This window comes from Hyphomicrobium facile (assembly GCF_900116175.1).
Classification (GTDB): Bacteria; Pseudomonadota; Alphaproteobacteria; order Rhizobiales; family Hyphomicrobiaceae; genus Hyphomicrobium_B; species Hyphomicrobium_B facile.
In genome coordinates this window covers 516,596-537,055 of the sequence record NZ_FPCH01000003.1, presented here as the reverse complement: position 1 = coordinate 537,055, position 20,460 = coordinate 516,596, and the positions used below count along the sequence as shown (strand labels likewise).

The window sequence follows — 20,460 nt, the reverse complement described above, 5'->3', positions numbered from 1 at the left end:
GTCATCTGAGCGAAGTGATTGATTGCGTCGAGTAGCTCGACAGACCCTGCGAGCTGGAGAGGTGGATCGGCGCCGCCTCAAGTGGAGCGCCGATCGACCGGTTGCCAATTAGTGGCCGTTCCCCTTCGACGAGTCGGATGCCGGCTGTTCGTCATGTCCGCCGCCCGCAATCCGGTCGGACAGCGCCAAGAGCACGCTCGAAACGACGAACACCACGTGGATGATGACGAGCCACATCAGCTCTTTCTCGCGCTCTGGCGTGACCGTGGTGAGCGACATGAATTGACGGAGAAGCTGCACGGCAGATATCGCGACGATCGATGAAAGCATCTTGAGCTTCAGAGCAGCGAAGTCGATCGTTCCCATCCAGGCCGGCCGGTCGCCGTCATCCGAATGATCCATCTTCGAGACGAAATTTTCATACCCCGAGAAAATGACGATGATCAGCAGCGATCCTGTCAGCGTCAAATCGACGAGCGTCAGCAAGCCAAGGATCACATCGGACTCTGATGATGAGAACGCGACGGCCGCGAGGTGAAAAAGCTCCATCATGAACTTGATGAGGAGAATGATGAGCGACAGTGCGAGGCCGAAATAGAATGGCGCGAGTAGCCAGCGCGAACTGAATAACCAGCCCTCCAGGACGATCTCTACGCGCTTCGCAATTGTTTTTTCGGCCATCGATGATCCTCAATCCGTGAATTTGTGTGCTCTATCGCAACGTTGGCCACGCAAGGCAAGCGCCCGGCAGTGCGGCGACTAGGCGCTTACGTAAGTAGGATAGCGAGGCAAAATCACAAGCGGCAGCTACAGTTAGCGGCACTATGTGTCAGCGCGGCGAAGTCAGCGAATAAGCCGCCACGAGAACATGGGCGGGGGCGCATCGCTTTCGAGGCTCGTCTGGATCTGCGGAATAGGCGGCGTGTTCGACTGAGCCGTTTGGGCCTGAGCCTTGGGCACAATACGCGAGGGCGGCGGCACGTTCGCGAGCCACTGATCTTGCTCGCGGATGGAGGCGATCGTCGGTCCGCACGCGTCGAGCTGACCTGGCAATTCCTTCGCCCGCGCCTCGCGGAAAATATAGCGGCCGCTGCACACCCCGACCTGCGGGGGACGCTTCGTGCGCTCGAAGACGTCGTAACCGTCCTTGAGGTTGTTCCAGAATGGCGACCACGGCGACGCACTCTGTGCAGCCATGTTCTCATCCGTCATGCGGAACGGCAGGATGTGCACCGGCACGAGCTGCTCGCCCGCATCGATCGCAGCTATCGTCAGCTGATGGATCTCTTCCGATACCGGGTTCGTCATCGCGAAGCAGCCGACCGACGAGCATCCGCCGTGAATGAGGATGTCGGACCCGGTCCGCGCCTGTGACTGGTCGAGGATGTTGGGAAAGCCGATATCGAGCGACACCGGCCATCGCCCCACGTGCCGCGCCTGCGCGCGCGTAACCGTGTAATAGCCTTCGGGCGCTTGCCGGTCCCCGTCGCGAAGTTTCGGCCCGAGCGTGCCCGACCAGTGGCAGATGGGATAGGTCGCGAACAGGATGAAGGCGTCATCCTTCTGCTTCCAGACCTCGAGCTCGGACTCGGCTTTGAAGATGCGGATGAGGATGGGCGACGACAGCGTCACGCCCTTTTCCTTCAAGCGCTGCTGCAGCACGCCGACGTCGGGAGTTCCGGGGAGCGGCAGCGCGCCCGTCGCAGCCGCACGCTGGCGTTCGACGCGATCGGCGGCAACGTCCTTGAGTTCGATCGTCAGCGCGTTCGCTGGGTCAATTACGGCATGACTGATCGCGACGAGACCGAGGATCATCGCCGCGACGAGCTTCAGACGCGTTGAACCGTACGACACCATGGACTTGCGACCGAGTACCTTGCCCTCTCGCGAACGGAACATTAACGCCCCGAGCACGCAATTCGAAGTGACTTTTCGCCAACACCGGCGAGATAAGCGACGCTGTGAACGGTTAACTTTTGGCGTTTTCGCCGACGCACGTGTCGTCGATCGTAGAGACGTCGGCGGAGCCTTTTTCCCCTAGCCCGAACTGGTACTTGCCCGCGCAGACATTCACCTTCGGAGGCAGCATGCTTGATTCGAACAGGTCATTGCCAGCCTTCAGGTTTTTCCAGAAGTCGAGAGCAGGGCTCTGGGCATGCCCGTTCATCCGCTCGTCCGTCATCCGGAACGGATAGACCTGAACTTGAAAGCGCTTTTGGCCGCCCGAAAGCGCCGCGGTTACGAGCGTCCAGATCTCCTTCATCTGCGCGTCCGTCATCGCGAAGCAGCCGATGGACCCGCAGCCGCCATGAACCATAATCAGCGAACCCGTGCGCCCATGCGCCCGGTCGAAGGCGTTCGGGTAGCCAAGATTGAATGACCGGTACCAGCGGCTATTGGGATTAAGGGCCGAGGAATCGACCGTGTAGAAGCCTTCCGGCGCTTGCCTGTCGCCCTCTTGCAGCTTCGGCCCGAGATCACCCGACCAGCGGCAGATCGGATACGTCGCGAAATGGCGGAACACGCCGTCGCGCTGCATCCAGAGTTCAAGCTCGAATTCGCTCTTGAAGATCCGGATCAGCACCGGCGCGCCCTCGGTGACGCCGGCGCTCCGAAGCCGCTCGGAATAGTTCGCGAGATCTGGCTCGCCCGGCATGGGCAGACCGAAATCCCAGTGAAGCCGCCGTAGTTTTCGCTCGTACTTGATCAGAGTGGCTTCGCCGCCAGGCAGTTTCGGCAGCCATACCGGTACCGAAAAAAACGCGGCCGCAGCGACCGCCAAAAGCACGGCGCCGAAGCCGAGCACCTTGCCCACCCGGAGTCGCCGTGGCTGTCGCGATTTGGACGAGGTCGCGCTTTGCTGTGTCATTGAATTGCCCGCGACGCCGAAGGATCAGTTCGCCGCGTTCGCAAGGGACGATTGCGAACTCTGCTGCTGCTTGGCAGTCTTGATCTCGGCAAGCGATGGTTCGTTATCGGGATTTGCAATTCCCTTGAGCTTGTTGCCGCTCGCTACATCCATCTGAGCAGGCTCGGGCAGCGGCGTAAAGGCCGTGACGAAGGGTCGATCAAACGCCGGGCAACGTCCAGCCGGATCAGGGCGGCTGCGGGCAACGGCGTCGACGACGTACCGCCGTTCGCAGACGGTGATGCTCGGCGGAATGCGATACTTTTCGAAGTAGTCGTATCCCTGCTTCATGGTTTTCCAGAAGCCGTACCACTTGTTGGACTTCTCTCGAGCCAACCGCGCGTCTGTCATGCGGAACGGATAGGCGTGAAGCTGGAAGCTCGGTTGGCCCGCCTTCAACGACTCGCGCGTAAGCCCGTAGATCTCTTCCATCAGCGCGTCTGTCATGGCGTAGCAGCCTGCCGAGCGGCAGTTGCCGTGCACCATGACGGAATCGCCCGTGCGGCCCCAAGACCGGTCAAAGGCGTTGGGATACCCGAGGTTGAACGACAGATAGAATTTTGAGTTCGGATTCATAAGGACAGGCGTGATCGTATAGAAGCCCTCGGGAGCTTGCCGGTCGCCCGTACTCTGCTTCGGCCCGATCTCGCCCGACCAATTACAGATCGGGTACGTCCTGAAATGATAGAAGCGGCCGTCGTCCCGCTGCTTCCAGATTTCGAGCTCGGATTCTTCCTTGAAGACCCGCACGAAAACCGGTGACCCGGGCTGCATGCCCTTCTTGGCGAGGAGCGACAGCGCCTCGTTCGACAACGGCACTTCGGATGGCGGAGGAATTGTGGGCGCGCTCGAGCACGCCGCGAGCGTCGCGACGGCGATTGTAGTCATGAGCAGCACAACGGCTCTCATCGTCGAGCCAGTGTTGGTTCCCACCAATACGCCCTTCCCGTCCCGAACAAATTCCCCGTGCCGCGGGCTGGCGGACTGTTAGCACAATGAACTCAAACGATTACTGAAATCGGAGAAGATCCGAGTCAACTCAAGTATCGTGTCCAAATGCGGCGTCACGGTGGGCGGGTCGGCCCCGCCGGTCGGAATGTCGGACAGGAATTTCGTTCGCGACTAACGCCCTATCGACAAAAACCGCTCGTGACGCTGAGCCCGAATATCTTCGGCCGACTTGCCGTCGAACTCCGAAAGCATGCGGGCAATCGCGTTACCGGTCGCGATAATTACTGATTCGCGGTCGCGATGCGCGCCGCCCGTCGGTTCCTTTACGATCGCGTCGATGACCCCGAGCTGATCGAGGTCCTGCGCCGTGATCTTCATGTTGGTCGCGGCTTCTTCTTTCTTGTTGCTGTCGCGCCAGATGATCGACGCGGCGCCTTCGGGCGATATGACCGAATAAATGGCGTGCTCGAGCATAAGAATCCGGTTGGCCGTCGCAATGGCGATCGCACCGCCCGAACCGCCTTCGCCGACGATCACGGTGACAATCGGAACGCCGAGCCTGAGGCAGCATTCCGTCGAGCGCGCGATGGCTTCGGCTTGCCCGCGCTCCTCGGCCCCGATGCCGGGATAAGCGCCGGGCGTATCGACGAACGTGATGATCGGGAGATTGAAGCGTTCGGCGAGTTCCATCAGCCGCACGGCCTTGCGGTAGCCTTCGGGGCGCGCCATGCCGAAATTGTGTTTGATGCGCTGCTCGGTGTCGGCACCCTTCTCGTGCCCGAGAACGACGACCGATCTGTTCCGGAACTTGCCGATGCCGCCGACGATGGCTTCATCCTCGGCGAAATACCGGTCGCCCGCGAGCGGCGTGAATTCCTCGATGAGGCCGCCGATGAAGTCGAGCGCGTGCGGCCGTTCCGGATGCCGCGCAACCAGCGTCTTCTGCCAAGGCGTCAGCTTGGCATAGGTATCCGCCAGAGCGGCCTTCGCCTTCTGTTCGAGCTTGGTGATCTCGTCAGCGATGTGCGGACCCTTGCCTTCGGTCTGCATGGCCTTGAGCTCGGCAACTTTGTTCTCAAGCTCGAGGATCGGCTTTTCGAAGTCGAGGTAGGTACGCAATGCGGTCGTAGCGTTCACGGAACTTGGCTTTCTGCTGTGCAACTGAAGCGTGCGGCAAGCGCCTTTTTCACGCGCGACATTCGCCACGGCTGGCCGCGGGTGTCAAGGCGTCAAGACCTGCGGCACCCAGTTCAGGCACGCCGGGCTCTGAGATTGTTTAACTTTCGCCCTCCGAAAGTCGCCGCACCGTTGGCGCGATCGCGAACATCAGCGCCGCCGCGACGGCAACCAGCCCGGCCTGCGCCAGGAACGAGAGCGCGAGTGCGTCCGGATCGCTGGCGGTGAAGGCGCCGCCGATGTCGCCGGCGAGCTTGTTTCCGAATGCGGTTGCGAGGAACCAGATCCCCAGCACCTGGCCCGACATTCTGGGCGGCGCAATGCGGGTCATCGTCGAAAGTCCAACCGGGCTCAGCATCAGCTCGCCGATGGTGAACAGAAGGTAGAGCCCGAGCAGCCAAAGCGGCGAGACACGACCGTCTGCAGCGTAGGTGGCGGCTGGAACCATCAGGAGAAACGCCCCAGCGAGGAATACAAGGCCGAGGCCGAACTTGACGGGCGAGGACGGCTGCAGTTTGCCGAGCTTTATCCATAACGCCGCGACGATCGGCGCCAGCAGTATGACGAAGATCGGATTGGCCGATTGGAACCACGATGACGGGAAAGAGAACCCCAAGACTTCGTTGCGCGTCAGCGCGTCGGCGAAAAGCGACAGCGTGGTGCCAGCCTGTTCGAAGACCGCCCAGAAAATCATGGCCGCGATGAAGAAGACGCCGACGGCCGCCATGCGGCGAGCATCCGGGTCGTTCTGGCGCGTCGCGCCGTAAGCGATGCCGAGGAGCGGCAGCACGACGAAGAGCCAGCGCAGCCAATGGAAACCCTCGACGTCGGAGAGAAGTGCAATCGCGAGGAGAGCCAGCGAGCCGACGCTGACAAGAATACCCTGACGGACCACCGACGACGTCGATTCAGGCGCCGCGACATCGGGATCTTTGAGCTCGTTCCTGTTCAGATAGAAGAGCACCATCGATATCGTCATGCCGACGCCGGCCGCGGCGAAGCCCCAGTGCCAGCTCATTCTGGGATCGAAACCGGCCGCGGCAAGCCAGCCCTTGAACATGCTGCTCTGCGCGAGAAAGCCCGTCACCAGCGGCGCCAAAAACGCTCCGATGTTGATGCCCATGTAAAAGAGCGAGAAACCGGCGTCGCGCCGCGTGTCGTCCTTTGAATAAAGGCCGCCGACAAGAGCTGAGATATTCGGTTTGAAAAGACCCGTGCCGATCGCGATCAGCGCGAGGCCGAGATAGAACGTCGAAGGCGAGGGCCACGCCAGGGCGTAGTGCCCGCAGGCGATCGTCGCCCCTCCGAAGAGCACGCTTCGCTTCGCGCCCAGAAGCCGGTCCGCGATGAAGCCACCGGGAAGGGCCAGGAGATAGACCGCCATCGCGTAGGTGCCGTAGATGCTGCCGGCGTTGGGTGTCGCGAAGCCGAGCCCGCCTTCGGTGATCGGAGCCACCATGAACAAAACCAAGAGCGCCCGCATTCCGTAATACGAAAAGCGCTCCCAAAGCTCGGTGAAGTAAAGTGCCGAAAGCCCGCGCGGATGCGATGAGAGGCCGAGCCCGAGGCCAAACCAAGAGCTGCGCGGCTCCGCTACGATCGAAGCCGCGCCTCCGTTTGCAGAAACGTGTTCGCTCTTGCGCGAAGGCATCAGGCGCCTTTGTCGCCGGTCATGACTTTGCCCATCCACTCATCGATGGTTGTTGTTCCGAGTTCTTCCACTTTGGACCGCTCGAACGGACGCAGCACATCTTGCATCGCGTCGATGCGCTTCCACTCGCAAAATGGCGTTTCGGTTTCGACGCCCGGCGCATAACGCGAAGCTTCGACCCTCGCGTGGCGGTGAACATATCGCGGGCAATTCATCCAGACTTCGTGAATGCTCACCTTCACCACCATTTCGGCCTCTTTGAAGCCGTCGAGCTCCGGCCCGCTCACGATGAGTTCGGCACGCCCTTGCGCGCGCAGGCGAAACGGCTTCTCGAAGTCGATGAACAGCATGCCGATCTCCGGGTTGGCCGAGATATTGCCCATCGACAGGTACATTCCGTTGCCGTCGTAGCTCGGAAAAAGCAGCGTGTTGGCATCGAGCACCTTGATAAAGCCGGGTGTCCCGCCTTTGTAAGAGACCGTCGGACGGCCACGATCGTCGATCGTCGTTAGGAAGAACATATCGCGGCTTTCGATGAAAGCCTTCGCAGTCTCGTCGATCTCCGGCTTGACGGCAACCGCCTCGACCCGGTCTGCCATCCCCCGCGTATCGAAGGCCATTTGCATGGCGCGATGGACGTCTCCGTAAAGGCGGCTCATTGGCGTCTCCCCTTGAGTTGAACGCGCCGCCATCCTGAGGGATCGCCGGCGTCTGTCTAGTTCGTTTTTTTGGCGAGCGGGTGATGTGCGTTGACGAGTGCCTTCAGCCGCTCCTGCAGCACATGCGTATAAATCTCCGTCGTCGAAATGTCAGCATGGCCAAGAAGCTGTTGCACGGCCCTCAAGTCCGCGCCGCGATCGAGTAAATGACTTGCGAACGCATGGCGGAGCACGTGAGGCGACACGCGTTCCGGCGCAATTCCCGCCGCTTCGGCAACGCTTTTGAGATCCTGCGCGAAACCCTGCCGCGTCACGTGGCCAAGCGCCGATTTCGACGGAAATAGCCATTCCGAATTATCGAGCCGCGCCGAAACGCCAAGAAACGCGTCGAGCGCCCGCCGCGCTGTCGCGTTGAGCGGAACGAGCCGCTCGCGGCCGCCTTTGCCCTTGATGGTGAGAACGCGCTGATCGCCTCTGAGAACGTTGCGCGGCAGCCCAACGAGTTCGGAAACGCGCATGCCTGTCGCGTAAAGAACTTCGAGGAGACAGTGAAACCGCAAGGCGCGAAAGAGCGCTCGGCCCTCTTGGCCCTCGCACTGCTGCTGCGAAACGGCGAGCAGCCGGTCCACTTCGGCGATGCTCAGAACTTTCGGAAGAGCGCGCTGCTTCTTCGGCCCCTGGAGGCCGGACGTCGGATCGAGCGCGATCATGTCTTCGGCGAGCAGAAAACGATAGTACTGCTTGATCGCCGAGAGCCGCCGTGCGCGTGACGTCGCCGCTTGTCCCTCGCTCGCGAGACATCCGATATAGGCCTGCACGTCGGTTGACTTGGCGTCCGCCGGCGCGATCCCTTTCTCCGATAAAAAGCCGAGAAAGTTTTCGAGGTCGGCCGTGTAGGCTTCGATGGTATTTGCCGAGGCGCCGCGCTCGGCCGATAGCATCGCAAGAAAGTCCGCGAGGTAGCCATCGCGTTCCGCGACACCCGTCATCAAGCCCTCAATTCGTTTCTGTGCGCGGCCATGAAGGGAGCAGCGCTTCAAGGCCGAGCCTCCGCGCGTCGGCTTCGAGACCGGCGCGCTTCAGAGCCCGGATGCTGTCGCCGAGCGCGATGAGGTTCGCGTCTTGCGCTCCGTTCGGCCCAAGCGCCTTCATGACCAGCAGAACAGTGTGCCCGAATTCCTGCTTTTTCGATGCCACCTGCAATTCAGTCAAAACGCCCGTTTCCGGCAGATAGCCGGACGTCGGCTGCGGTGTCCTGTTCGCGGCATCCCAGAGCGGAATAGGCACCAGATAGTCGAGCGCTTCGAGCACCGTCGTCAGGCGATAGAGCGCGGCCGACGGAAAGCGGCCGTTCGCGGCATAGGTCTCGAGAGCCGAAAAGCTTCGGCCGCGGTCGGGCTCTTTGGCGTCGGCGATATCGATCAAGGCGCGCCAATGCCCGAGGCCCGGACCGCCGCCCTGATCGGCAACGGCGATCCAATCGCGAGCCATGTTGAATTGACCTGATGCCAAGCCGATCTCGACGCCGGTTTCGGCAAACCAGACGATTTCGGGAGCCGGCCGGAGTTGTGCGGTGGTTGGCGCAATCATCTGGGCGCCGATCATGCCGAGACCTTCATGCTTGGCGTCATCGAGGAAGGTCCGGATAAGTCGCGCCTTGCGCATCGGCGTGCGTTCGTCTTCGGCAGCTCTGAAGAGCGCCGCGCGGCGGCCAACGCCCTGCGGTACGCGGCCTGCTAAAAGTTCATCCGCGGGCACCTGCTCCGCATTGACGCGATAGATGCCCGCAAGTTGCTCAGGCGTGAGCGCGTTCAATCGCGCCGCCGCCTCAGTCGATGGCATTCCGAGATCGGCCGGCGTCGAATGATCGCTCGCGAGCGAGACCAGCAACGCCGGTTCGCCCTTCTCCAAAACCGTTTTGTGAGGAAGCCCTCCAACCCGTTCGGCGATCCGGTAGTCGAGGAGCGTTATCTGTTTGACCGGCGAATAGTGAGGCTTGGAATTGAGCGCGAGAGCATCCAGCGCCTCGAGGCCGGGAGACGTCTCGACGCCTTCCTCGCGTGCCAGATCGGCGGCAAGGCCCGCCGATGATTTGTCGTCCTGGATAGCCGAGCAATAGCCCGCCATCAGGATGGACTGTCCCTTGAGCCGCGCTGGGATGTTGCCCTTGAGCGTCGCCGACCTGGCGACGAGTTCGCAGGCCTTGTCCGAGTGTCCGGAGGCAAGCTCGTTGCGAGCCTGAAGTGTGACGAGCAGCGGGCTGTCGTTGCCACCCTGTTTCGCGATTTCAGCGGCGGCTTCCCGCGCCAATCCCGAGCGGTAAAGCGCTTCGAGCCGCAATGCTGCGAAATTCGCGCTCGACGTGCCGGGCGAAGGCGAAGTGATCAGCCGCTTCCACAGGTCGTGCAAAACCGGCGATCTGGGCGGGATCTCGATCGTGCTGATCAGCTTTTCGAGTGCGGCGACGTCCATGCCGCCCCACAGTTCGTAAGGCAACCCGGAGCCGTCCTCCGACATGACGGGCGCAAGATCGTCCTTTTCGACGCCGGGCAGAATAGCGCCGCGGACGACGCCGTTCTGCGGGGCCGGCCGGCTGTCGCGATTCGGGCCGGCCCTGTCGTGGCCGGAGGAACTGTCGCCGCCGGAGGAAGGAGGGGGCTGGGACCACATATCGCCCCCGCCGGGATTGCCGGCCGCTGGGCTGCCCGATGGCTGCAGATAGGTGCGCTGATCAGCGGGTGGCGAATAAGCGTCGTTCCGATCGACTTTCTTCTTCTTTGCGGGTGCGGCAGAAGGTGCGGCGGGCGCGTCCTGCGCGGAAGCTGGCATTGACGCGGTGGCGGCGGCGAGGGGAAGAAGCGGGAGCACCAGGAGGCATTTGGCTGCCGCTGTCAGTCTTCGGTGTGCATACACCATCGTCATTCACCGCCGGATTTTGATATTCTGCACGGGCTTGCTGATCGTCTGCTGCTCCGGCTCAAACCGGGTCGCCAGCACGTAAAGGCTGCCCAGAACCAGCGCTGTCAGCGCGCAAAGTACGAATAAAAGCCGGAAAAGGCTCGGCATTTTCTGTGTCCCGTCCCGGCCGTTAGGTGAACATCTTTGTGGGCGCGATTATGACTCATTATGGTATTTTGCCGAAGAGCCCCTCCGTGGATCGGCAAGATGGTATGGGTTCGCTGTGGCTTTCCAGTGAGTTTCCAATTTGCGAACGTTTTTGGTTCGTGGCATGACGGCGCCGAAATGACCATCCCGCCGCGCGAACCACCGCCAGAAACCAGCCTAGAAACCAACCAACTCGCCGAACCCGTCGGTATTGAGCCTCGGATGATGGAAGCCGAAGCGATAGAGCGCGCGAAAAAGAACGTCGGAGGGCGACCCATCGTCGTGGTCGGCCTCATGGGCTGCGGCAAGTCGTCGGTCGGCAAAAGGCTGGCCTTCAAACTCAATCTACCCTTCGTCGACGCCGACGACGAGATCGAGCGTGCCGCCGCCAAAACTATCAACGAGATTTTTGCAGATCACGGCGAGGCTCATTTTCGCGCCGGTGAGCGCAAGGTGATCGCCCGGCTGCTCGGCAACGGGCCGCAGGTGCTCGCGACCGGAGGCGGCGCCTTCATAAATCCGGAAACGCGCCTGCGCATTAAAGACGTCGCCGTTTCCGTTTGGCTCCGAGCGGAACTGCCGGTCCTCATGCGTCGCGTGTCGAAGCGCGATCACCGGCCGCTCCTGCGCGACGGCAATCCCGAAGCCACGATGCGAAAGCTGATTGAAGAACGGTACCCAATATATGCTGAAGCCGACATGACGATTGACAGCCGCGACGAGCCCCATGACGTCATCGTCACCGAAATCATAAACCGCCTCGCAGCCGGAACCGAGTTCGCCGCGGCCTCTGCCGCGGATGCAAATCCATCTCGAACGGTGCACGTCGAACTCGGCGATCGCTCCTACGATGTTTTGATTGCGCGCGGGATTCTTCGCGAAACCGGCGCACTTCTCAAGGCGCGCTTCGGTGAGGTCAAATGCGGGGTCGTGACCGACGAGAATGTCGCCCGTCACCATCTTGCGACGCTTGAGGAAAGCCTGAAAAGCCAGGGGATGTTTGCGGGTTCCGTGATCATGAAGCCCGGCGAAGCGACGAAAAACTTCCGCGATTTGGCATCGCTTTCGGAACGCCTTTTGGAGATGGGCCTCGAACGCGGCGATCTCGTCCTGCCCTTCGGCGGCGGCGTCATCGGCGATCTCGCCGGCTTCGCGGCGGGTATCCTGCGCCGCGGCGTGCGCTTCGTTCAAATTCCGACGTCGCTGCTGGCTCAGGTCGATAGCTCCGTCGGCGGCAAGACGGGCATCAACACCCCGCAAGGCAAAAATCTCATCGGCGTATTTCACCAGCCAAGTCTCGTGGTCGCCGACACCGCCGTGTTGACGACGCTACCCCCGCGCGAGATGCGCGCTGGGTATGCCGAAGTCGCCAAATACGGTCTGCTGGGCGACGCGGAATTCTTTACCTGGCTCGAGGCCAACTGGCAGAGCGTTTTCGGCAACAACGGTCCGGCTCTGACGCAGGCCATCGAAACGAGTGTGTCGGCCAAAGCGGCAATCGTCGCCCGCGACGAGACGGAAACGGGCGACCGCGCGTTGCTCAATCTGGGCCACACGTTCGGCCACGCGCTCGAAGCGTGGACCGGCTACTCTGACCGCCTTTTGCATGGTGAAGGCGTCGCCATCGGGATGTGCCTGGCGATCCGCCTCTCGGAGGAGTTGGGGATCTGTCCGGCAGGCCGCGCCGAGCGGGCGGCGAAGCATCTGAGCGCCGTGGGGCTTCCGACGAAGATCAGCGACATTCCGGGCGGACGGGCAAGTCCCGAAGAGTTGCTCCGGCTGATGGGGCAAGACAAGAAAGTTAAGGCCGGAAAGCTCGCGTTTATTCTCGTCCGCGATATCGGCCAGGCCTTCGTTTCACGCGATGTCCCGCCCGAAACCGTGCTGGCATTCCTCGCCCGGGAAATTGATCGCTGAGCATATTAAGCGTCCACAACCGATTGATGTGCTAGATTGCTGCCTCTCCTGATCAGGAACAGCGAACACCGACCATGACCATCGTCATAAGCTTGGCAGCCATTTTTCTGCTGATTGTGTTGTCGGCATTCTTCAACGGCAGCGAGACATCGCTCACCGCCGCGTCCCGAGCGCGGATGCACTCCCTCGAGGAAGACGGCAACACGGCCGCCGCCCTCGTGAACAAGGTGCTGTCACGCCCGGAAAAGATGATCGGCACGGTTCTGCTCGGAAACACGCTGGTCGACGTTCTGGCAGCTGCCCTCGCCTCCAACATCGCCGTGCACCTCTATGGCGAGGTCGGCGTCGCTTACGCGACCGCCATAATAACGATCCTGATCGTGATCTTCGCCGCTGTCCTCCCGAAGACCTACGCCCTCGCCTACGCCGATCGCGTGGCGCTCATTGTGGCGCCGGTCATGCAGGTATTGATCTATGCTCTGACGCCGTTCACGAAAGCGATCGAGTTCGTCGTTCGCAGCATTCTGATATGGACGCCCGGCAAAGCCGACGACGAGGCAAACATCCTCGCGGCGCACGAGGAGATTCGCGGCACCATCGATCTTCAGGCGAAAGAAGGCACGGTCGCGAAGGGCGATGCCGAAATGCTCGGCGGCGTGCTCGACCTGCGTGACCTGCAGGTGGCCGACATCATGGTCCACCGGACGAAAATGGAAACGATCGACGTCGACGATCCGCCCGCCAAGATCCTCGATCTGGTGCTGCGCTCGCAATATACCCGCGTACCGCTTTGGAAGGATGAGCCCGAGAATATCGTCGGCGTGCTGCATACGAAAAATCTGCTGCAGGCGTTGTCGCGCACGGACTGGCAGCCCGATAAACTCGACATCCTGAAGTCGGCGTCCGAGCCGTGGTTCGTTCCCGACACGACGACGCTGAAGGATCAGCTCAATCAGTTTCTGAAAAAGAAAATGCAGATGGCACTCGTCGTCGATGAATACGGCGAGGTGCAAGGTCTCATCACGCTCGAAGACATTCTCGAAGAAATCGTCGGGCAGATCACCGATGAGCACGACATGCCCGACAGCCACATCCGCATGCAGTCGGATGGAACCGTCAACGTCGACGGCACCGTTGCAATTCGCGACCTCAATCGCCATCTGGATTGGGAGCTGCCCGATGATGAGGCGACGACCGTTGCGGGGCTCGTGATACACGAGGCTCAGACGATCCCCGAGCCCGGTCAGGTCTTCACCTTCCACGGCTTTAGATTTGAGATTTTGCGCAAAAGCCGCAATAAAATCACGGCTATCCGCATCAAGCCCGTGTCCAAATCTGACACTGTAGGCGTTGGATCGAACGCCGCGAGGGCTGCGCGGTGACGAATTCTCAACGGTTGGACGCTTAGCCCTTCGGCAGAGGTTCTCCGGGCGCGAGGGGCGACAGTGCCAAGGCGTGAATGCCGCCGGCCAGTTCGTCCTTCAAGAGGTCGTTGATGAGCCGATGGCGCTCGATGCGCGACTTCCCCGAAAAAACTTCGGAGACGATGAGAATGCGAAAATGACTGTCGCCCGTTCCAGGCGAATTGCGATGTCCGGCATGCAGCTCGGACTCATTGATGACGTCGAGCCGCGTCGGACGAAGCGCGATCATAAGCTTTTCTCGAACTCGACCCGTAACCGACATTTTTGTCTCTTAAAGAAAATCTTCTGAACGGCCAGATCGCGATGGCGCCGAAAGGGCCTATTAAGGGATTGACCGCACAGTCGGGACGGAAATCAAGAGTTTTCTTGCCGCCTTGTTTCGGGCCGCGCCAACCCTCATAATTCAGACGATGAAACTGGAATCGAAATACTTCGACAGCATCCGCGTCTCCTCGAAGCGCCAAGGCGCCAAGAAGGAAGAGCGCGCGCCCGTTTGCCAATGGAAGGGGTGCGATAAGCCCGGCGGCCACAAGGCGCCGAAGGGCCGTGGACGCGACGGCGAGTTTTTCAGCTTCTGCATCGACCACGTGCGCCAGTACAATGCGGAGTACAACTACTTCGAAGGTATGAGCGACACCGAGGTCAGCAATTTCCGCAAGGACGCGCTGACGGGTCACCGTCCCACCTGGAAGACGGGCGCGAACGCCTGGGCGCACGGCACGCGCGACGAGGCAAGAACGGCCGACGCCGAGGCCCGCGTAAACGCTACGCAGCGAACGAACCGGAAAGCCCGCTCGTCTCGTACAGCGACGGGGCCGACGACATTTCGCCGCCAGTTGAAGCCATTGGAGCAGAAATCGCTCCGCGTTCTGGATCTTGGCAACGAGGCGACGCCTCAAGATATCAAGACGCGCTTTAAGGAATTGGTGAAGATGCACCATCCGGATGCCAACGGCGGCGATAGCCGGTCTGAGGAAAAGTTGCGCGAAATCCTCCAAGCCTATAATTACTTGAAGCAATCTGGCCTGGCCTAATCCTCTGACCCTTTGAACTGAGTGCACCCCACAGGAGTTGCACCCGTTCAAGGCGTACGCGGCAGCTGGGCGATTTGATTGGGAACTCCATGGAAATGCGCACGTCATCTAGCGCGGCCGGCGCGCCAGTCGCCAATCTTCCGGACATGAAGCTGTCTGTCCGCCAAGTGTTCAATATCGATAGCGATCTGGAGGTTCCGGCCTATTCGCAGGTCGATGCCCACGTGCCGGATGTCGATCCCGACTATCTCTTCAATCGGGATGTGACCCTCGCGATCCTCGCGGGCTTTAAGCATAACCGCCGCGTGATGATCCAGGGCTATCACGGCACCGGTAAGTCGACCCACATCGAGCAGGTGGCGGCACGCCTCAATTGGCCGTGCGTCCGCGTCAACCTTGATAGCCACGTCTCGCGCATCGATCTCGTCGGCAAGGACGCGATCGTGCTGAAGGAAGGCAAGCAGATCACCGAGTTCCGGGAAGGCATTCTTCCGTGGGCGCTGCAGAACAACATCGCGCTCGTGTTCGACGAGTACGACGCCGGCCGGCCCGACGTCATGTTCGTCATTCAGCGCGTGCTCGAAGTGTCGGGCAAGCTGACGCTTCTCGATCAGTCGAAGGTTATTCGCCCGCATCCCGCGTTCCGGCTGTTCTCAACGACGAACACGATCGGTCTCGGCGATACGTCGGGCCTTTATCACGGCACGCAGCAGATCAACCAGGGCCAGATGGACCGCTGGTCGATCGTCGCGACGCTGAACTATCTTCCGCATGACGACGAAGCAAAGATCGTGCTGTCGAAGGTCAAGTCGTTCGGCAAGACGGAAGCCAAGCGCAAGCAGATCTCGCACATGGTCCGCGTCGCGGATCTGACGCGGTCTGCCTTCATCAACGGCGATCTCTCGACGGTGATGAGCCCGCGCACCGTGATCACTTGGGCTGAGAACGCCGAGATCTTCGGCGACATCGGCTTCGCCTTCCGCGTCACGTTCCTCAACAAATGCGATGATCTCGAAAAGCCGCTGGTTGCAGAATTCTATCAGCGTTGCTTCGGCGAAGAGCTACCCGAGAGCACGGCAAACGTTGCGCTGAGCTAGTTCCGGTTTCTCACGCCGCCGCGGGCGTCACTTTCTCCCCTCCCCAGCGGGGAGGGGTCGGGGGCGGGGAGACACCACAACCGTAATGTCAGCATTTGTTGCAAGACGGTCCCAAAAATGCGTCTTTTGCGGTTAGATCTTCACCCCACCCCTAACCCCTCCCCTGAGGGGAGGGGAATTCACGAAGCTGACCCAAGATTGGACCTTAGCCAGTGAGTTCGCCTTCCATAAAACGCCGCGAAGCTCCATCCGAACCGCTGAAGCGTGTACTCGGTCCCGCTGTCCGTGCCATCGCTGGTGACAGCGAGGTCGAGGTCGACTTCGGCCCGGGTAAGGGTGACGTCGCCGGCAAGGCCGTGCACATTCCCGATCTGCCACGCGCGCCGTCCGCGAAAGACATCGCGCTGACGCGCGGCTGGGCCGATAGCTTGGCGCTGCGCATCGGTTGCCATGACGCCAAGCTTCACCGCCGCATCGCTCCATCCGCAGGTCCTGCCCGCGCGGTGTTCGAAGCAGCGGAACGCGCGCGCGTCGAAGGCGTCGGATCGGCTCGCATGCCGGGAATGGCGGCGAACCTGACGGCCCGCCTCGAAGACCACTATAGCCACGGCCGTTTCCGCACCGTCTCGACACGTGCCGAAGCGCCGCTCGAAGATGCGCTTGCCCTGCTCATTCGCGAACGCATCACCGGCCAGGCACCGCCTCCTACGACGAAGGGTCTCGTCGACGTTTGGCGGCCGCTGATCGAATCTCGCGGCGGCAAGCTTCTGAGCAGACTCGAGGCTCTGTCCGAAAACCAGGAGCAGTTCGGCCGCCAGATCCGCGATCTGCTGAAGATCCTCGAAATGGTCGATCAGAACGACCAGCCGCAGTCCGAGGACGAAGAGCAGGAGAGCGACGAGGGTGCAGCCGAGGGCGGCGCCGAAGACTCGAGCGATAAGAGCGAGGACGCGTCCGAAGGCCAGGATCAGCAGAGCGAAGAGCAGCTCTCCGAAGGTGACCTTTCGGAATCCGAGGAAACGATGGAGTCGGGCGAGACCGAACCGCAAGACCTCGACGAAGGCGATCTGAACGACGACGAGACGCCCGCGCCGTGGCGTCCGAACATGACCGTTCTCGATAACCCGGAAGCCTTCGGCTACAAGGTTTTCACGCACGCCTACGACGAAGAGATAGGCGCCGATCACCTGTCGACGCCGGAAGAACTCGAACGGCTGCGCTCGTTTCTCGACAAGGAATTGAAGACGCTCTCGGCGGCTGTCGCAAAACTCGCCAACAAGCTGCAGCGGCGTCTCTTGGCGCAGCAGAACCGCGGCTGGGATTTCGATCTCGAGGAAGGCCAGCTCGATGCCGCGCGCTTGACGCGTATCATCACCGATCCAACGGGCGCGCTGTCCTTCAAGCGCGAGCGCGATACCGATTTCCGCGATACCGTCGTAACGCTGCTGCTTGACAATTCAGGCTCGATGCGCGGCCGGCCGATCATGGTCGCGGCATGTTGCGCCGATATTCTCGCGCGCACCCTGGAGCGTTGCGGCGTCAAAGTTGAAATTCTCGGCTTCACGACGAAGGCCTGGAAGGGCGGACAGTCGCGCGAAGAATGGCTCGCCGCAGGAAAGCCCTCGTCGCCCGGACGGCTGAACGATCTCCGGCATATCATCTACAAGACGGCGGATGCGCCGTGGCGCCGCTCGAAGAATGCGCTCGCCCTGATGATGCGCGAAGGCCTGCTGAAAGAAAACATCGACGGCGAAGCGCTGGCTTGGGCTCATTCCCGCATCGTCAATCGCCCCGAGCAACGCCGCATCCTGATGATGATCTCGGACGGAGCGCCGGTCGACGATTCAACGCTTTCGGTGAACTCCGGAAGCTATCTCGAGCACCACCTTCGCCAGGTCATCCACGAGATCGAAACGCACTCGCCGGTTGAACTCATCGCCATCGGCATCGGGCATGACGTTACGCGCTACTACCAGCGCGCCGTCACGATTACGGATGCTTCCGAACTCGCTGGCGCGATGACCGAAAAGCTCGTGGAACTGTTCGAGGAAAAGCCTGACGCCGACGAGCCGATCGCGGCGCGGCGCCGGTACGCACGCGCTCATTGAGGGTCGACGCTTGTCGCTGAACAGCTTTCAACGCATCGGCATCGCCGTCGCGCAATGCAGCTTGGCCGTCGCGCTTTTTGGCATCATGGCCGGAGCCGCTTCAGCCGACGGTAAGCCGGACATCTCGAAGCTCAAGCCCGGCCCGATCGTCGTCGAAAGCAAGCGCATCACGTCGTTCAAGCGCTTCGAAGCCGATAAGCCCCTCGCCAAGGTGACGTTCCGTGGTGGCTTGCAGTTGACGTCGCCCGCGCCGCAATTCGGCGGCTGGTCCGCCCTCCTGATGGACGACGACGCGAAAATGTTCGTTTCGGTTTCCGACGCCGGCGAATGGCTGACGGGAACACTCGTTTACGACGGCATTCATCCGGCAGGCATAACGAACGCGCGCATCGGCCCGCTCGCCGACACGACGGGCCAACCCATCCGGCGGGACCGTGATCGCGATTCTGAATCGATCGCGCTTGAAAGCGGAACCTTGGAGCGCGGTTCGGCTCTCATCAGTTTTGAAGGAAGGCACCGCATCGAGCGCTACGACTTGACGTCCGCCGGTATTTCGACGGGCCGCGGAAGTCTCAAGCTGCCAGCCGGCGCCAAGAAAATGCACTCCAATCAGGGCCTCGAAGCGCTGACGGTTATGAAGGGCGGTCCCTATAAGGGCGCACCCGTCGCGTTCTCGGAACGGCTCTACGATCCGTCCCGCAACCACACCGGCTGGCTCTGGACGGCAAGCGGGCCGCGAACCATCCACCTGAAAAACATCGGTGACTACGACGTCACCGACATTTCGAGCCTCGATGACGGAACGCTATTCGTCCTGGAACGCCGCTTTCGCTGGCTGGAGGGCGTCAAGATGCGCCTGAGGCGCATCGCGCCCGATGACCTGGGTCCCGATCACACCTCGGAAGGCGAGATACTGATCGAAGCCGATATGAATGATCAGATCGACAATATGGAAGGTCTCGCCGTCACGCGCCTCAAGACGGGAGAAATCCTGATTACGATGATCTCGGACGATAACTTCAACAAGGTTCTGCAGCGCACGCTGCTTTTGCAATTCGTTCGGAACGACGAAGAGCAAGCGAAAGCCCGGCCGCCGGATTAAGGAGCCGGGCCTTGCCAGAATACCGTTCAATAACGGGGCTATCTACTTCGCCTTGACAGGCGCCGCACCCTTGAACACGATGGTTATTGATTACAGTTGTGCGCATGCCCGGCAACTGTATCGCCCGCCTTGGCGAGGGGGACTGGGGCGAATGAAGATATTGCCAGAAATCCATTCCATACCGAGATCTCATCCTTCGCGAATAGCCGCTCTCGATATGCTGAGAGCCTGCGCGCTTCTCTCGGTCGTCATTTATCACTCAGTTCAAATGTCGCCGGTGCCACTGCCAACGCTGTCTCTGGTAACGACGAATGGCCAATATGGCGTCGACCTGTTTTTCGTCCTGAGCGGTTGGCTCATTGGCGGCCTATATTGGCGCGAGATGCAATTGGATGGCCAGGTCAACATCGCGCGCTTTTGGGGGCGGCGCTGGTTGCGAACACTGCCTCCGTATTTTGTTGCGCTTGCACTATCGTGGGGGGCAGTGCGTTTTTCGAGAGGCGAGCCGTTTGATCCAGGCTACTTGCTATTTCTCCAAAACTACGAAGAGAGAATTCCCTATTTCCTTGTCAGCTGGTCGCTTTGTGTTGAAGAGCACTTTTATCTTGTCGCTCCGTTGCTGGCAGGCGCTCTATTTGCCCTGACCGCGCGCCGCTATTTTTGGATCGCGTGCGTGGGTTTACTGGCTGTCTCGCCGTTGTGCAGATGGCTGGAATGGAACCGGCACCCGGCGATGGATTTCGGCTACATTCAGACGGCAACGCACTTACGGCTCGACGGTCTCGTCATGGGATTCGCAATGAGCTTCATCGCCATTCATTCACCACGCAGCTTCGGTCAGCTGAGGTCTTCAGCGCTTCCGATATTAGCAGCGACTATCGGCGGTCTGGTCGCAATCCGAATGATCGGCGGCCCCACGTGTTTTGCTCTGTGGCCACTGCTCGTCTCGATAGTCTTCGCCGCGGTGCTGGTTGCTACCGGCACAAAAAAGAGCGACGACCGTGGTTGGTTCCCTTGGTCGGCCATAGCTCTATCGTCGTACTCGGCTTACTTGGTTCACCCGTTGGCCATCCATGTCGCAATCTTGCTGGCGGCGGGCAACTCGATCATTTACTGGCCGGCGGCGGCGACCGTCACCATAGCCGGAACGGCGCTATTATATTTCACCGTTGAGAAGCCAGCTATTTTGCTTCGAGATACCTATCTGCCGCGTCGCGCATTGATGCGAGGGAAGGCCATGAGCCTCGGCGGCAAATCCTGATTACGATGATCTCGGACGATAACTTCAACAAGGTGCTGCAGCGCACGCTGCTTTTGCAATTCGTTCT

Annotated in this window: 18 protein-coding genes; 7 read left to right on the top strand and 11 right to left on the bottom strand. The window is 60.9% G+C overall.

Annotated elements, in window-relative coordinates; genetic code table 11:
* Positions 1 to 108: 108 nt before the first annotated feature.
* The 10 genes from BM399_RS15590 to BM399_RS21255 form a co-directional block, all read right to left on the bottom strand.
* Positions 109 to 681: a TIGR00645 family protein gene (locus tag BM399_RS15590; protein ID WP_092868670.1), complete on the bottom strand. Its 573-nt coding sequence runs from the start codon at positions 679 to 681 to the stop codon at positions 109 to 111.
* 162 nt (positions 682 to 843) lie between these two features.
* On the bottom strand, positions 844 to 1,899 hold the full coding sequence (locus BM399_RS15585) for a L,D-transpeptidase family protein (protein ID WP_244531292.1): 1,056 nt from the start codon (positions 1,897 to 1,899) through the stop codon (positions 844 to 846).
* A gap of 70 nt (positions 1,900 to 1,969) precedes the next feature.
* Positions 1,970 to 2,869: a L,D-transpeptidase family protein gene (locus tag BM399_RS15580; protein WP_092868669.1), complete on the bottom strand. Its 900-nt coding sequence runs from the start codon at positions 2,867 to 2,869 to the stop codon at positions 1,970 to 1,972.
* Between the two features lie 24 nt (positions 2,870 to 2,893).
* The gene (locus tag BM399_RS15575) at positions 2,894 to 3,796 is read right to left on the bottom strand and encodes a L,D-transpeptidase family protein (RefSeq protein ID WP_244531291.1); all 903 of its coding nucleotides are present in this window, start codon (positions 3,794 to 3,796) and stop codon (positions 2,894 to 2,896) included.
* 234 nt (positions 3,797 to 4,030) lie between these two features.
* Positions 4,031 to 4,978, bottom strand: coding sequence for an acetyl-CoA carboxylase carboxyltransferase subunit alpha (locus tag BM399_RS15570; protein ID WP_092869137.1), 948 nt, complete (start codon positions 4,976 to 4,978; stop codon positions 4,031 to 4,033).
* A 157-nt stretch (positions 4,979 to 5,135) separates the two neighbouring features.
* Positions 5,136 to 6,686, bottom strand: coding sequence for a peptide MFS transporter (locus tag BM399_RS15565; protein ID WP_092868667.1), 1,551 nt, complete (start codon positions 6,684 to 6,686; stop codon positions 5,136 to 5,138).
* Positions 6,686 to 7,345 carry a pyridoxamine 5'-phosphate oxidase family protein gene (locus tag BM399_RS15560; RefSeq protein ID WP_092868666.1) on the bottom strand — a complete coding sequence of 220 codons (660 nt, stop codon included), beginning with the start codon at positions 7,343 to 7,345 and terminating at the stop codon, positions 6,686 to 6,688. Before BM399_RS15560 ends, BM399_RS15565 begins: the two co-directional genes overlap by 1 nt.
* Positions 7,346 to 7,401: 56 nt before the next feature.
* Complete coding sequence (locus tag BM399_RS15555) at positions 7,402 to 8,334, bottom strand: site-specific tyrosine recombinase XerD (protein ID WP_092868665.1); 933 nt, start codon at positions 8,332 to 8,334, stop codon at positions 7,402 to 7,404.
* 7 nt (positions 8,335 to 8,341) lie between these two features.
* Positions 8,342 to 10,267: a hypothetical protein gene (locus BM399_RS15550; RefSeq protein WP_244531290.1), complete on the bottom strand. Its 1,926-nt coding sequence runs from the start codon at positions 10,265 to 10,267 to the stop codon at positions 8,342 to 8,344.
* Positions 10,268 to 10,411 (bottom strand): hypothetical protein, encoded by a 144-nt coding sequence (locus BM399_RS21255; RefSeq protein ID WP_177228187.1) that lies wholly within the window; start codon positions 10,409 to 10,411, stop codon positions 10,268 to 10,270. It abuts the gene before it with no gap.
* A 177-nt stretch (positions 10,412 to 10,588) separates the two neighbouring features.
* Between BM399_RS21255 and aroB the strand changes: the two genes are divergently transcribed.
* Positions 10,589 to 12,367 carry a 3-dehydroquinate synthase gene (aroB, locus tag BM399_RS15545; RefSeq protein WP_092869135.1) on the top strand — a complete coding sequence of 593 codons (1,779 nt, stop codon included), beginning with the start codon at positions 10,589 to 10,591 and terminating at the stop codon, positions 12,365 to 12,367.
* 74 nt (positions 12,368 to 12,441) lie between these two features.
* Positions 12,442 to 13,749 carry an HlyC/CorC family transporter gene (locus BM399_RS15540; protein WP_092868664.1) on the top strand — a complete coding sequence of 436 codons (1,308 nt, stop codon included), beginning with the start codon at positions 12,442 to 12,444 and terminating at the stop codon, positions 13,747 to 13,749.
* Positions 13,750 to 13,771: 22 nt separating this feature from the next.
* Here BM399_RS15540 and BM399_RS15535 read toward each other — a convergent pair whose 3' ends face one another.
* The gene (locus tag BM399_RS15535; protein WP_092868663.1) at positions 13,772 to 14,053 is read right to left on the bottom strand and encodes a BolA family protein; all 282 of its coding nucleotides are present in this window, start codon (positions 14,051 to 14,053) and stop codon (positions 13,772 to 13,774) included.
* 148 nt (positions 14,054 to 14,201) lie between these two features.
* Between BM399_RS15535 and BM399_RS15530 the strand changes: the two genes are divergently transcribed.
* The 5 genes from BM399_RS15530 (at position 14,202) to BM399_RS15510 (ending at position 20,393) form a co-directional block, all read left to right on the top strand.
* Entirely contained in the window at positions 14,202 to 14,825 is a 624-nt protein-coding gene (locus BM399_RS15530) for a J domain-containing protein (RefSeq protein WP_092868662.1), read from the top strand.
* Between the two features lie 95 nt (positions 14,826 to 14,920).
* Positions 14,921 to 15,922: a cobaltochelatase subunit CobS gene (cobS, locus tag BM399_RS15525; RefSeq protein WP_092869134.1), complete on the top strand. Its 1,002-nt coding sequence runs from the start codon at positions 14,921 to 14,923 to the stop codon at positions 15,920 to 15,922.
* A 212-nt stretch (positions 15,923 to 16,134) separates the two neighbouring features.
* Complete coding sequence (gene cobT, locus BM399_RS15520; RefSeq protein WP_092868661.1) at positions 16,135 to 18,030, top strand: cobaltochelatase subunit CobT; 1,896 nt, start codon at positions 16,135 to 16,137, stop codon at positions 18,028 to 18,030.
* Between the two features lie 10 nt (positions 18,031 to 18,040).
* Positions 18,041 to 19,132, top strand: coding sequence for an esterase-like activity of phytase family protein (locus BM399_RS15515; protein WP_244531289.1), 1,092 nt, complete (start codon positions 18,041 to 18,043; stop codon positions 19,130 to 19,132).
* 151 nt (positions 19,133 to 19,283) lie between these two features.
* The gene (locus tag BM399_RS15510) at positions 19,284 to 20,393 is read left to right on the top strand and encodes an acyltransferase family protein (protein ID WP_177228186.1); all 1,110 of its coding nucleotides are present in this window, start codon (positions 19,284 to 19,286) and stop codon (positions 20,391 to 20,393) included.
* Positions 20,394 to 20,460: the final 67 nt, after the last annotated feature.

Excerpts from the sequence above, each read along its gene's own strand:
- aroB (WP_092869135.1), top strand. The coding sequence starts at position 10,589 with ATGACCATCCCGCCGCGCGAACCACCGCCAGAAACCAGCCTAGAAACC.
- BM399_RS15565 (WP_092868667.1), bottom strand. The coding sequence starts at position 6,686 with ATGCCTTCGCGCAAGAGCGAACACGTTTCTGCAAACGGAGGCGCGGCT.
- BM399_RS15560 (WP_092868666.1), bottom strand. The coding sequence starts at position 7,345 with ATGAGCCGCCTTTACGGAGACGTCCATCGCGCCATGCAAATGGCCTTC.
- BM399_RS21255 (WP_177228187.1), bottom strand. The coding sequence starts at position 10,411 with ATGCCGAGCCTTTTCCGGCTTTTATTCGTACTTTGCGCGCTGACAGCG.
- BM399_RS15555 (WP_092868665.1), bottom strand. The coding sequence starts at position 8,334 with ATGACGGGTGTCGCGGAACGCGATGGCTACCTCGCGGACTTTCTTGCG.
- BM399_RS15550 (WP_244531290.1), bottom strand. The coding sequence starts at position 10,267 with ATGACGATGGTGTATGCACACCGAAGACTGACAGCGGCAGCCAAATGC.
- BM399_RS15535 (WP_092868663.1), bottom strand. The coding sequence starts at position 14,053 with ATGTCGGTTACGGGTCGAGTTCGAGAAAAGCTTATGATCGCGCTTCGT.
- BM399_RS15510 (WP_177228186.1), top strand. The coding sequence starts at position 19,284 with ATGAAGATATTGCCAGAAATCCATTCCATACCGAGATCTCATCCTTCG.
- BM399_RS15540 (WP_092868664.1), top strand. The coding sequence starts at position 12,442 with ATGACCATCGTCATAAGCTTGGCAGCCATTTTTCTGCTGATTGTGTTG.
- BM399_RS15585 (WP_244531292.1), bottom strand. The coding sequence starts at position 1,899 with ATGTTCCGTTCGCGAGAGGGCAAGGTACTCGGTCGCAAGTCCATGGTG.
- BM399_RS15590 (WP_092868670.1), bottom strand. The coding sequence starts at position 681 with ATGGCCGAAAAAACAATTGCGAAGCGCGTAGAGATCGTCCTGGAGGGC.
- BM399_RS15580 (WP_092868669.1), bottom strand. The coding sequence starts at position 2,869 with ATGACACAGCAAAGCGCGACCTCGTCCAAATCGCGACAGCCACGGCGA.
- cobS (WP_092869134.1), top strand. The coding sequence starts at position 14,921 with ATGCGCACGTCATCTAGCGCGGCCGGCGCGCCAGTCGCCAATCTTCCG.
- BM399_RS15530 (WP_092868662.1), top strand. The coding sequence starts at position 14,202 with ATGAAACTGGAATCGAAATACTTCGACAGCATCCGCGTCTCCTCGAAG.
- BM399_RS15575 (WP_244531291.1), bottom strand. The coding sequence starts at position 3,796 with ATGACTACAATCGCCGTCGCGACGCTCGCGGCGTGCTCGAGCGCGCCC.